This is a genomic window from Streptomyces sp. NPDC002206 (assembly GCF_053593595.1).
In genome coordinates this window covers 13,741-26,860 of record NZ_JBSFCW010000033.1, presented here as the reverse complement: position 1 = coordinate 26,860, position 13,120 = coordinate 13,741, and the positions used below count along the sequence as shown (strand labels likewise).

Genomic DNA, 13,120 nt, shown 5'->3' with positions numbered 1-13,120 from the left:
TTCCTCATTCCGGGTCTGCGTACTGGATGCCGCGGCCGTTGGTGCCCAGGTAGACACGGCCGTGGATGCGGGGGTCGCCGGTGATCACTTCGCCGGTCCAGCCCCACTGGTGGCTGTCGTCGTTGATCCGGACCCAGGTGGCGCCGGCATCGTCCGAGCGCAGCACCGCCACCCCGTCGAAGGTGGCGGAGACCCGCCCGGTCTGGAAAATCGCCGGGTAGGAGTCGCGGACCCGGCGGCCGGACTTCCTGGGGCCGGCCGGCGCGGCTGCGCCGAAGCCCAGCGCGTGCGAGGCCTGGCAGCCCGCCACGGCGCTGAAGGTCAGTCCGCCGTCCGTGGACCGGAACAGTCCGTTGTCCTTCGCCGACAGCCACAGGTCACCGCTGCGGCCGGGGGCGGCAGCAAGCTTGAACTGGACGTCACCGGAGGGGAGCTGAGTAGCGCCTTGGGTGAAGGTCGCGCCGGAGTCGGTGGAGCGGAACACCGCCCCGGTGTCCGTGTCGTACACATAGAACCGCGTCGGGTCGAGCGGATCGGCCAGCGGTGTGCCGCCCTTGGGGAACGTGGTCACCTCGGACCAGGTCGCGCCGTTGTCCGTGGAGCGATGGGCCGGATACTTCGTGCCGTCCCAGTGGATGAACGACCAGAGCAGAGTCGCCCCGTCCGCCCCGACCGCGACCGGACCGGGAGCCGATGCCGCGATCGCCGGCTGGGCGGCGAACGGCTGCCAGCTGCTGCCGCCGTCGTCGGAGTGGGCGCCTGCCGCACTCGAACCGGACGGCCAGCCCGTCCGTACGACGTACGACGGCTTGAGCGCGGCCAGCGCGAGACCGGTGGCGGTACCGAAGACCGGGTTCGATGCCATGCCGCGGGACGGGGACGCGGTCAGCGACTCGTGGTACATCACGCCGATGTCGCCCAGTCCGCTGAGCAGTCGGGCACCGTCCGTCGGCGGGGCGATGAGGAACCTCACCGCGGACTCCTCCAGGCCGCGGATCTGAGGCGCCCAGTGGACGAGATCGCGGGTCCCGAAGATCGTGGCGCCCGTGCCGAACACGATGTGCCGCGAGTCGTACGGGTCGATGGCAACGGCCTGGATCCACCAGCCGAACTTGGCCGCGTCCCCGTCCCAGCGCAGATACGGCGTCTCCGACACATCGAGGACCGCCGTGTCCTTCAGCGACGTCCAGGTGGCGCCGCCGTCGGTGGACCGGAACAGGGTGTCGATCTGCGCCCACCGGTTGTTGGTGGTGACGACCACCGTGCCGGCCCGCCCGGCATCGACGGCGACCCCGCCGTACCCGAAGCCGTCCCCGGCGCCGGTGTTCGGCGCCACCGGAGTGACGTCCGTCCAGCTGCCCGTGACCGTGTCGAGGCGGTGCACCGAGCCGTCGGACTGCCCGTTGGGGCCCGGTGCGTCCGCGTAAGTGACGTACAGAGCATGGGTGTTGGTGTCGTACGTCGCCCGGATCGGTACCTTCGACGCCGCGACACCGCCGGATGGCTGACCGGGCACCGCCTCCCAGCCGCCGGAGGTGTTCGTACGGTAGAGAGGCGTACCGCCGTCGCCCCAGCCCGCGTACACCGTGCGACCCGCGGCGACGAGGAACATGATGCCCTGGCCGTTCGCCGACGGTGTGGCAGGGAAGTCGGCCGACGACCAGGTGGCACCCCGGTCCGTGGAGCGCAGCAGCCCGTCGTGGCGGGTGCCGAGCCAGAGCTGCTCACTGTCGCACGGGTCGACGAGCAGCCGTTCGCCGGCGCCCCGGCCGTCCTCGTTCGCCCCGAGCCGCACCGTCAGATCCGTACGGGCCCAGGTCGCTCCCCGGTCCTCGGACCGCAGCACCGCACCGGGTCCGGCCCACGACTGGGCATACGTACCGAGCGCGAGATACAGCCGGTCGGGGTGGGCCCGGTCGACGGCCAGCGCCTCGACGCCCAGCAGGTTCCAGTCGTCCCAGCCCAGCTGGTCCGTGAGCGCGGTCCAGCGGGACTGCGTGTCGTCCCAGCGGTAGGCACCGCCGATGTCGGTACGGGCGTAGGCCAGTCCCTTGACGGACGGGTGGAACAGCAGACCGGTGACGAAGCCGGTGCCGCCGATCGCCGCCGTGCGCCAGCGGTGGGCCTGGGCCCCCTGCGCTCCATGGGGCGTCCGCCGGCTCGCCGCGTGGGCGGCAGCCGGAGCCGCGACCGGCAGAGCAACGGCCGCAGCCGCGACAGCTGCTCCCGCCAGCACGGTGCGACGACTGGGCGTGGGCGCGGACGAAGCGCGCATGGCGAACACCTTCCGGTGGAGGAAAGGAGAGGGAGAGAGCGAAGGAAGCGGTGGGGACCGGAGCGGGTGGTGCGTGTCAGCCCTTCACGGCGCCGGTGAGCATGCCCTTCTGGAAGTGCTTCTGGACGAACGGCGACAGCACCGCGACCGGGATCAGCGCCAGCACCATGACCGCCATCTGCACGGCGAGACTGTTGATCGCCCCGCTGCTGACCGCCGCGCCCATGGCGCCCGGCGGCACCTGGTGCTGGAGGACGAGCTGGCGCAGGATCATCTGGAGCGGGTACTTGTCGCTGTCCTGGATGTAGAGCATCGCGTTGAACCACTGGCTCCAGTAGCCGACCGCGTAGAACAGTGAGATCACGGCGATCACCGCTCGCGACAGTGGCATGACGATCTGCAGCAGGATCCGCCACTCGCCCGCGCCGTCGATCCGGGCCGCGTCGATCAGTTCGGGCGCGGTGTCCATGAAGAAGCCGCGCAGCACCAGGATGTTGAAGACGCTGATCGCGCTGGGCAGGATCATCGACCAGTAACTGTTGCCCAGTCCGATGCCGGTGACCAGCAGATAGGTGGGGATGAGCCCGGCGCCGAAGAACATCGTCGCCATCAGCGTCATCAGCAGTTTGCTGTGCGCGAAGGAGTCCCGGCGGCTCAGCCCGTACGCGCAGAGCACCGAGATGACCATGCTGAACGCCGTACCGACGAGGGTCAGGCCGACGCTCACCAGGGCGGCCCGGGTGACGGCGCCGCCGCCGAGCAGTTCCTTGTACGCGACGAAGGTGATGGTCCTCGGCCAGACGACCAGACCTCCCGCGTCGTTGATCGTCTTGGTGTCGGAGAGGCTGGTGACGACCACGACCCACAGAGGTACGAGCACGATCGCGCAGATCGTGACGAGACCGAAGCCCTTGAAGGCGAGACCTGCCTTGGTGGGCTCTTCCTCCCACACCGGGCGGGGCTCGATCCGCAGCGCGCGCTGGAGCGGTGACTCCTTGGGTGCCGTGGAGGGTTGCTCCGTCCGGCCGTTGCCCTTGTCCGTTTCCAGGAGAGTCGTCATTTCTTGGAGTACACCCCCTGCTCGCCCAGCATGTGAGCGACCTTGTTCGCACCCAGCACCATGGCGACGCTGAACAGTCCCTTGAAGATTCCTGCGGCGGCCGCGTAGCCGAAGTCGCCGGTCTTGATGCCCGTCCACCAGATGTAGGTGTCGAGGATTTCGGAAGCGCCCGGACCCACCTGGTCGCGCTGGAGCAGGATCTGCTCGAAGTCGAGGTTGAGCGCACTGCCGACCCGAAGAACGAGCAGCAGGGCGATGACCGGACGCAGCGCGGGCAGCGTGACGTGCCACATGCGGCGCCAGCGCCCCGCACCGTCGACGGCCGCCGCCTCGTACAGGTCGGTGTTGACGGCGGCGAGCGCCGCGAGGAAGACGATCACGCCCCACCCGGCGTCCTTCCACACGGCCTGTGCGGTGACCAGGAACTTGAAGAAGCTCGCATTGGTCATCAGGTCGAAGCCCTCATGGCCGTGTTCGCGCAGCCACTGCGCGACCAGGCCGGCCCCGCCGAACATCTGCTGGAAGACGGTGACGACGAGCACCCAGGAGAAGAAGTGCGGCAGATAGACGACGGCCTGAACCCAGGCCCGTACCCGCGCACTCATGATCGTGTTGAGCAGCAGGGCGATGGCGATCGGGATGGGGAAGAAGAGGAGCAGCTGGGTCAGGAAGATGACCAGCGTGTTGATGAGGACCTGCCAGAAGCGGTAGTCCTCGAAGATCCGGGTGAAGTTGTCGAAGCCGACGAAGGGGCTGCCGGTGATGCCCAGGTCGTACACGTCGTAGTCCTGGAAGGCCACGATGTTTCCGAGCAGCGGGATGTAGTTGAAGATCAGCAGCAGGGCGATGGCGGGCAGCGTCATCAAGACCAGCGTGCGGTCCCGGCGCAGACGCAGGCGCCAGGTGATGCCGCCCGCCGCCGGTCGAGTCCTGGTCGCGGCCCGGGTCTTCCTGCTGGTGTCCCTGTCGCCTGCGGTGCTGTTGCTGTCCGCGCTCCTGCTGTCCCCGCTCCCGCCGTCGCCGATCGGGCCCGTCGCCCGGTCGGCCGCTCGGTCCGTTTCGGTCGCAACCGTGGCCCGTGGCTTCACCGTGTGCTCCCCATGTCGTGCTCTCCGCTCTGGCCGCCGGGCGTCCCTGCGCCCGGCGGCCGTCTCGCTGTCGTACGTACGGGTCCGTGTCCGCCGTACGCGTCAGTTGCCGGAGCCGTTCTTCTCGAGAATGTCCTGGTACCAGGCGCGCAGCTTGTCGCCGCCGCTGTTCTTCCACGTCGTCACCGCGGCGTCGACGTCGCTGACCTTCTTGCGGCCCCGCCGGATGTCCTTCTGCAGGTCGTCGAAGGGTGTGTAGAGGGAGGCGTACCGCTGCGGTTCGACGATCTGCATGCCGAAGAAGAGCGGCTTCTTGACGTTCGGGGCCTGCCGGGCCATCCAGCCCGCGTAGTCCTTCACCAGCTGCGGCTCGTCCGGGAAGGCGATGGTGTGCGGAGGCGAGGCGAGGAACAGGAAGGTGGAGGGCTGGGCCTCCTGGATGCCCTGTGGGGTGAAGGTCGGCACCCCGTCCTTGATCGTGTAGTGGGTGTCCTGCACGCCGTAGTTGGTGAGCATGAACTCCTTGGTGCCGTACGGCGCCGCGGCGAAGTCGGCGATGCCGAGGAACTCCTCGATCTTCGCCTTCGGCAGCGTCTTGCTGAGGAAGGTGAAGATGCCGGCCGGGTCGTCCTGCCACAGGACCGGCTTTCCGCCGTCCTGGTTGAAGAAGTCCAGTGCCTGCATGTCGAACTTCGGGTTGGCGGCGGCCTGCTCGGTGACCATGCCCTTCCAGCCGCCGGTGCCGTCGTTGTACATCAGGACGTGTCCGCCGGTGAAGCGGATCTTGGAGTCGGCGTCCTTGCCGGCTTCGGCGTCGGGGTGGACGTAACCGCCTTCGTGGAGCTTGCGGGCGAAGGCGAGCGCCTCGCGGTACTCCTGTGTCTCGATCTTGTGGACGAGCTTGCCGTTCTCCAGCTTCCAGTAGTGCGGGGCGTCGGGCAGCAGCCCGAAGATCTTCTGGATGCAGGTCCACAGGTCGTCGAAGGCCCAGACCTTCTTCTTCGCGTCCGTGTACTCCTTGCCGAAGGCCAGCAGGTCGGCGGCGCTGCCCGGGACGGCGCCGGAGCCGATCAGGTCCTTGCGGTAGAAGATCGCGTTGCCGATGACGGGCGACGGCATGGGCAGACCGCGGAGCTTGCCGCCGAAGACGGAGTACTGCCAGGCGCCGGTCGGGATGTTCGCCAGGTTCGGGTACTTCTTGATCGCGTCACCGGCCAGGTACGGGCTCAGGTCGGCGAACTTGGCGGTGATCGCGTTGCGGATCTGGCCCTGCATGTTCCAGCCGGGGATGGTCACGACGTCCGGGATGTCGGAGCCGGCGAGGACCGCACCGATCTTGTCCTGGTACGTGTTGCCGTCCTGCGGGTCGAAGTTCAGCGTCGCGCCGACCGCCTTGTTCACGGCCGTGTAGTACGGGTTGTTCTTCTTCGGGACGGTGCCCCACAGCGGAGTCATGATCCGGAACGCGGAACCCTTGCCCGGCGCGGACTTCACCGAGGTGACCAGCGGGTCGGGCAGCGCGGTGAAGCCGGGGCTCGAACCGTTGACGCTCGCCACGTCGGGCTGGACCAGGTTCGACGGGACGTAGTTCGGCAGGACCTTCTTGAGCGCCTTGCCCGTCGTCGTACCTTCCTTGCTCCCGGAACCGGAGCCGCCGCCGCACGCGGCGAGCAGCGGTACTCCGCCGGCCACGGCGACCGCTGCGACGGCGCTGGAAGCGAGGAAGGTTCGTCGGCTCGGGGCGGTGGAGGCGGGGGAGGAATTCGGCGTCATTGCGTCAACCCTTCGAGGCGCACCAGGACGACACGCGGCGGGCGACCGCCGTTCGGCTCCTGTGTCTGAGGTGGGGCGTTACTGGCTGAGCCGGATGGGCCGGTGGAACCGGCTGAACCGGCCTAGGTGAAGCGGTTCAACAAGAAGGTGACACGGTGACAGAACGTGTCACCGTCCCGGGAGATCGAGGAGATTGCGGGCGACCGGCGCCCCATCGAAACTCTGTCGAAGCGCTTCGATGTTGCAGCGAGATTAAGTGAAGGGCCCCGGAGGCACAAGAGTCCGTTTCCAGATTCCTCCGACCTGTTTCCGAACCGTTTCCCGGCGTGATCGAGCCCAGTTGACCGTGAATGGCGAGGCTGCACCCTTGACATCCGCAAGGGTTGACGCAGAGCATCGAAGCGCTTCGAAGGATCTTCCGAGGCCTGGGCGTTCCTCAGCAGGCCCGGACATCGCAAAACCTCCCACCTCTCCAAGGGGACCCGCACGTGACGGAACAACCGCAGCCCTTCCGCGACCCGCAACTGCCCTTCGCCCGACGCATCGACGATCTGCTGCAGCGGCTCACCCTCGACGAGCGGATTGCGATGCTGCACCAGTTCGCGCCCGCGGTCGACCGGCTCGGGATCGGCGCCTTCCGTACCGGCCAGGAGGGGCTGCACGGTGTGGCCTGGATGGGCCCCGCAACCGTCTTCCCGCAGGCCGTCGGCCTGGGCGCCACCTGGAACGACGACCTGGTGCGCCGGGTCGGCGAGGCAGTCGGCAACGAGGTCCGGGCCAAGCGGGCCAAGGACGACCGGGTCGGCCTCAACGTCTGGGCCCCGACCGTGAATCTGCTGCGCCATCCGCTGTGGGGGCGCGGCGAGGAGGGGTACGCGGAGGACGCCGCCCTGACCTCCGCCATTGCCGTCGCATACACCCGGGGACTGCGCGGCGACCACCCGCACTACTGGCGTACCGCCCCGGTGCTCAAGCACTGGCTCGCCCACAACAACGAGACCGACCGGGACACCGCCTCCTCGTCGGTCCGCCCGAGGGTGCTGCACGAGTACGACCTCCGGGCGTTCCGCGACGCCGTGCGGGCCGGCGCGGTGGCAGGCGTCATGCCCGCCTACAACCTGGTCAACGGGCGGCCCAACCATGTTTCGCCGCTCCTGTCCCAGCAGCTGCGACGCTGGACCGAGCAGTCGCTCGTGGTCTGCTCCGACGCCGGGGCACCGTCCAACCTGGTCGACTCCGAGCACTACTTCGACACCCACGAAGAAGCCACGGCCGCCGCGCTGAAGGCCGGAGTCGACAGCTTCACCGACCACGGCCAGGACTCCACCGTCATGACCGGCCGCATCCGCCGCGCACTGGAGCAGGGCCTCCTCGACGAGACCGACATCGACACCGCCGTCCGCCGGCTGCTCGAACTGCGCTACTCGCTGGGAGAGTTCGACCCCGGCCTCGACCCGTACGCGGACACCACCGCCTTCGACACGGCCGAACACCGGGCGCTCGCCCAGGAGGCCGCCGAACAGGCCGTCGTCCTGCTGAAGAACGACGATCTGCTGCCGCTCGACCCCGGGGCCCCCGGGACGATCGCGGTCGTCGGCCTGCTCGCCGACGCCTGCAAGCTCGACTGGTACAGCGGCACGCTGATCCACCGGTCCACCCCGCTCGACGGAGTACGGAACCGGTTCGGCGCGGACCGGGTGACCTTCGCAGAGGGCGCCGACCTGGTCCGCCTGAAGTGCGCGGCGGGCTGGCTGCAGATCCCTGCCGAGGCCGAGGCCGACGCCGGCACCGGCCGTGGCGCAGAAGGCGCCCTCGACCCGGCGCTCCTCGCCGGCCGAACCGACCTTCCGCCGCTGACGTGCGGCGACACCCCGTCCGAGCTGGCGCTCGTCGACTGGGGCAACGGTGTGCTCACCCTGCGGGACCCCGACGGCCGCTATCTGTCCGTCGCCGAGGACGGTTACGTACGCGCGTCCGCGGACGAACCCGGCGGCTGGATCGTCCAGGAGACATTCCGCTGGGAGAAGGTGGAAGGTCACGCCGGGGGGCACCGCCTTGTGCACATCGGAACGGGTGGGTACGTCTCGGTTGCCGCCGACGGCGTAAAGGTTGCCGGGGCGGACGAAAAAATTTCCGGACACGCCGGGACGGTCACCGGACCGGCCGCCACCGTCTTCGAGATCGAGGTCGTCGAGCGCGGCGAGGACGCCGTCGCCCGCGCGGCCGCGGCCGCCGACACCGTGATCGTCGTCGTCGGCAACGACCCGCACATCAACGGCCGCGAGACCGAGGACCGCACCACCCTCGACCTGCCCGCCCACCAGGAACGCCTCTGGCGCGCCGCGCACGCCGCGAACCCGCGCACCGTGCTGGCGGTCACCTCCGCCTACCCGTACGCACTCACCGACGCGGCGGCCGCACTCCCCGCCCTGCTCTGGACCGCGCACGGCGGCCAGGCAGCCGGGACCGCGCTCGCCCGGATCCTGTGCGGCGACGTCTCCCCGGCGGGCCGGCTCCCGCAGACCTGGTACACCTCCGACGCGGAGCTGCCCGGCCTGCTCGACTACGACATCATCGGCTCACGGCAGACGTACCTCTACTACGAGGGCACGCCGCTCTACCCGTTCGGCCACGGACTGTCGTACACCACGTTCTCCTACTCCGGGCTGACGGCCGAGCGCGACGGCGACCGGCTGCGCGTGTCGGTGACCGTCACCAACACGGGCGTCGTCGCCGCCGACGAGGTCGCCCAGCTCTACGTACGAGCGCTGGCACCGTCCGTCGTCCGGCCCCTGCGTCAGCTCGTCGGCCACCGGCGTCTGTACCTCGCGCCGGGCGCCGGGCAGCGTATCGATTTCGTTGTCCCGGTGACCGAACTCGGCCATTGGGACGTGGCGCACAGCCGCTGGACCGTCGAACCCGGGGCGTACGAACTCCAGGCCGGAGCCTCCGCCGCGGACATCAGGCTCACCACCGCCGTCACGGTCGACGGCGAACCGTCCGGCCCCCGCCCCGTCCTGCACCACGGACTCGAAGCGGCCGACTACGACGAGCAGCTCGGCACCGAGATCGTCGACCGCACGAAGACGGACGGCGACGCCGTCGCCGCCATCGCCCCCGGAAACGAGCTCCTCTTCCGCCGCTGCGACTTCGCGGCCGGTACCCGCACCGTCGAGGTGTCCGCGGTGGGGGAGGGCTCCGTGGAGATCACGGTCGACGGCCGCACGACAACCGTCGACATCCCCGCCACCGGCGGGCCCTACGACTACCGAAGCCACGAGACGCCGCTGACCGCCTCCGGCGTGCGGGACGTACAGGTCACGCTGCGGGGCACGGTGCGTCTGGCCCGGATCGCTTTCACGGGAGCAACCGAGTGACCCCGCCGTACCCACGTCCTGACTCTCACCTCCGTCCAGTTGCCCCCGGCAAGGAGTCCTCATGAAGTTCACCGACGGCTTCTGGCTCATGCGAGAGGGCGTCCGCGCCTGCTACGCGACCGAGATCCGCGACCTGCGGGTCGACGCCGAACAGTTCACCGCCTACGCCGCGGTCAAGCAGGTCCAAGAGCGCGGCGACACCCTCAACACCCCTCTCATCACGGTCGATTGCTTCTCCCCGGCCGAAGGGATCATCGGCGTACGCACCACCCATCACGCCGGAAAGGTCAACCACGGACCGGACTTCGAGTTCCCCGGACTCGACACCGCGACCGCCGCCGCCCGCACTCTCCGGGACGGCGCGGTCACCGAACTGACCAGCGGCCCGCTGACGTTGCGCATGGACGGTGACGGACCGTGGGGCATGACGTTTCTCGACGCCCGGGGCCGCCGCCTGACGGGAGTGGACAGCAAGGGCACCGCCTTCGCCACCACCCCCGACGGTGCCCATCACATGATCGCCCAACTCGCCCTGGACGTCGGCGAGAACGTCTACGGACTCGGTGAGCGCTTCACCCCGTACGTCAAGAACGGCCAGACCGTCGACATCTGGCAGGCGGACGGCGGTACCAGCAGCGACCTGGCCTACAAGAACATCCCGTTCTATCTCTCCTCGCGCGGCTACGGCGTCTTCGTCAACCACCCCGGCAAGGTCTCCTTCGAGATCGGCTCGGAGTCGGTCGGCCAGGTGCAGTTCAGCGTCGAGGACCAGTCGCTGGAGTACTACATCGTCGCCGGGCCGACGCCGAAGGACATCCTGGCCCGCTACACCGCCCTCACCGGCCGGCCCGCGCTGCCCCCGGCCTGGTCGTTCGGCCTCTGGCTGACCACCTCGTTCTGCACGTCGTACGACGAGGAGACCGTCACCTCGTTCGTCGACGGCATGGCGGAGCGGGACATCCCGCTGTCGGTCTTCCACTTCGACTGCTTCTGGATGCGCGAATACCAGTGGTCGGACTTCCAGTGGGACCCGGACGTCTTCCCCGACCCGGTCGGCATGCTGGCCAGGCTCAAGGAACGCGGACTGCGCATCAGCATGTGGATCAACCCGTACATCGCTCAGAAGTCACCGCTCTTCGCGGAGGGCGCCGAGCACGGCTATCTGGTGCGCCGTCCCGGCGGCGACATCTGGCAGTGGGACCTGTGGCAGCCCGGCATGGCACTCGTCGACTTCACCAATCCGGCCGCCCGCGAGTGGTACAACGCCAAGTTGCGGGTCCTTCTCGACCAGGGCGTCGACTGCTTCAAGACGGACTTCGGCGAGCGGGTGCCGACGGATGTCGTCTGGCACGACGGCTCCGACCCGGAGCGGATGCACAACTACTACGCGCAGATCTACAACCGGACCGTCTTCGAACTCCTGGAGAAGGAGCGCGGGCACGGCGAAGCGGTGCTCTTCGCCCGCTCGGCGACGGCGGGCGGCCAGCAGTTCCCGGTCCACTGGGGCGGCGACTGCTTCGCCTCGTTCACCGCGATGGCGGAGTCGCTGCGCGGTGGTCTGTCGCTGTCGCTGTCCGGCTTCGGCTTCTGGAGCCATGACATCGGCGGCTTCGAGGGCACCCCCGACCCCGCGGTCTTCAAGCGGTGGCTCGCTTTCGGCCTGCTCTCCTCGCACAGCCGGCTGCACGGCAACGTGTCGTACCGCGTGCCGTGGGCGTTCGGCGACGAGGCCGTGGACGTGGCCCGGAAGTTCACCCTCCTCAAACACCGCCTCATGCCGTACCTGTACGGGGTGGCGGCCGAGGCCCACCGCACGGGCATCCCGATGATGCGGCCGATGCTGCTGGAGTTCCCGGGCGACCCGACCACCCGGATGCTGGACCGCCAGTACATGCTCGGCCCGGACCTGCTGGTGGCCCCCGTCTTCACGGAGGACGGCCAGGTCGAGTACTACGTACCCGAAGGCACCTGGACCCATCTCCTGACCGGCGAAACGGTCACCGGACCGGCCTGGCGCCACGAGACGCACGGCTTCGACAGCCTTCCGCTCCTGGTCCGCCCCGGCGCGGTACTCCCGTGGGGCGCGGACGACCAGCGGCCGGACGGCGACTGGCTGGACGGCCTGACGCTGCGGGCTTTCGGCCCGGCGCCCGCGACGACCGACACAGTTGTCACCTTGGTGGACCTGACGGGCGCCGCTGCGGCGGCCTTCCGGGTCGTACGGGACAGCGCCTCGGGCTCGACACGGGTCACCGCCGAGGGGACGGACCGTCCGTACCGCGTGATCGTGGAGGAGACCGGGGCGACAGGGCAGGGAGCGGGGACGGTGGAGGTGGCGGCGGTCTGAGGGCCGCGTCGACGTCCGCACGGACGTGCCCTCACTCCGCGCCACGGGGGCGGGGTGAGGGCACACCGGTATTGCGTCTAGAGTCCGCGCGTAGTATTCGCCGGCTCGGCACGGTCCCAGACGCTCTGGAAGGCCAGTTGCAAGCAGTGGGCGAGCGCCGGGTGTTCGATGTAGAGCGCGGTGGTGGCGCCGGTGCCGGCAACCGGATCCTGCATGTCGCAGAGCACGAGCGAGGCGTCGGCAATGATCAGCTTGAGCGGCAACTCGGCGGTGAGCCGCACCTCCTCCCCCGCCTCGCTGAAACACCGCACGTGCTCCAGCACTTCGGCGTCGTTGAGCGCGTCATGGGTGTAGATGGCCCGGGCCCGGCCGCCTGCCCTGCGCAGTCGGCGCACCGTCGCGATCCCCTCGGTGTTGGCGACCGGGGCGAGAAAGGGCCGTTGGCAGAAGCTCAACAGTTCGCGTCCGGCCTGTTCCTGGATGTCGGCGAATCGTTCGGCGATGACCTTGGGATCGCGCAGCACCTCGATGTAGTCGAGCGGGTCGGTCTTGTTGCGCCCGTCGGACCAGACGGGCAGCAGGGCAGTTACCAGTGCCGAAGACACGTGCTCGAGCCGTTCGAGGGATTCGCGTTGCAGCGCCATGAGCCGGGCGGTGGCAAGTTCGGGTGCGACCGCGCAGAACGTGGCCACCCGGCCTGGGCGGACGGTGGCGAGGCGACGCCGCACCAAGGCGTCCAATACGTCGTAGACGCGCTGGCGGGGCACATCCGCCTCACGCGCCACCTCGGCGGCGGTGTACGACTCGCGTCTGACCAGCGCGAGGTAGACCCGCGCCTCGTAGCGTGCCAGGCCCAGTGCTATGAGGTCGCTGACCGATGCGTCGTCCAGGTCCATGGCGTCACACGCTATAGCCGATCTGTTCCGATCCCCTCGTCGGGGGACGGACAAAGTCAACTCTGTCCTGATTCATAGCGGTTGGGTCTCCGCTGCATTCCTTACCGAGGCAAAGGCTTTGCCATTGACTGAAACTCCGTTGGGGTGGGCACTCAGTAGCATCACGGACAGCCACCACTGACCGGGGTGGCAGCTCACCCCGAAGAACGTGCGCTACTTGAAGCCCCCGGCAGCAGTTGATCCGTGTCCTGTCGAAGCATGACTGTTTTGTCATGACCTTGACATAGCGAGACTTCCCGCCGTA

At 69.0% G+C, this 13,120-nt stretch carries 7 protein-coding genes; 2 read left to right on the top strand and 5 right to left on the bottom strand.

Going from position 1 to position 13,120, the window contains the following annotated elements; genetic code table 11:
* Positions 1 to 4: 4 nt before the first annotated feature.
* The 4 genes from ACWCP8_RS34190 to ACWCP8_RS34175 all read right to left on the bottom strand — a co-directional run bounded on the left by ACWCP8_RS34190 (position 5) and on the right by ACWCP8_RS34175 (position 6,196).
* Entirely contained in the window at positions 5 to 2,275 is a 2,271-nt protein-coding gene (locus tag ACWCP8_RS34190; RefSeq protein ID WP_451120142.1) for a WD40/YVTN/BNR-like repeat-containing protein, read from the bottom strand.
* 76 nt (positions 2,276 to 2,351) lie between these two features.
* Positions 2,352 to 3,335 (bottom strand): carbohydrate ABC transporter permease, encoded by a 984-nt coding sequence (locus ACWCP8_RS34185; RefSeq protein WP_352270145.1) that lies wholly within the window; start codon positions 3,333 to 3,335, stop codon positions 2,352 to 2,354.
* Complete coding sequence (locus ACWCP8_RS34180; RefSeq protein WP_451120140.1) at positions 3,332 to 4,423, bottom strand: ABC transporter permease; 1,092 nt, start codon at positions 4,421 to 4,423, stop codon at positions 3,332 to 3,334. The genes ACWCP8_RS34185 and ACWCP8_RS34180 overlap by 4 nt, the downstream gene beginning before the upstream one ends.
* A gap of 102 nt (positions 4,424 to 4,525) precedes the next feature.
* On the bottom strand, positions 4,526 to 6,196 hold the full coding sequence (locus ACWCP8_RS34175) for an extracellular solute-binding protein (RefSeq protein WP_451120138.1): 1,671 nt from the start codon (positions 6,194 to 6,196) through the stop codon (positions 4,526 to 4,528).
* A 488-nt stretch (positions 6,197 to 6,684) separates the two neighbouring features.
* On the opposite strand from ACWCP8_RS34175, the gene ACWCP8_RS34170 reads away from it, so the two are divergent.
* Entirely contained in the window at positions 6,685 to 9,573 is a 2,889-nt protein-coding gene (locus tag ACWCP8_RS34170; protein WP_451120136.1) for a glycoside hydrolase family 3 C-terminal domain-containing protein, read from the top strand.
* A gap of 61 nt (positions 9,574 to 9,634) precedes the next feature.
* Complete coding sequence (yicI, locus tag ACWCP8_RS34165) at positions 9,635 to 11,920, top strand: alpha-xylosidase (RefSeq protein ID WP_451120134.1); 2,286 nt, start codon at positions 9,635 to 9,637, stop codon at positions 11,918 to 11,920.
* 77 nt (positions 11,921 to 11,997) lie between these two features.
* Here the strand turns inward: yicI and ACWCP8_RS34160 are convergent, their stop codons facing one another.
* Positions 11,998 to 12,816 carry a TrmB family transcriptional regulator gene (locus ACWCP8_RS34160; RefSeq protein ID WP_451120132.1) on the bottom strand — a complete coding sequence of 273 codons (819 nt, stop codon included), beginning with the start codon at positions 12,814 to 12,816 and terminating at the stop codon, positions 11,998 to 12,000.
* Positions 12,817 to 13,120 lie beyond the last annotated feature (304 nt).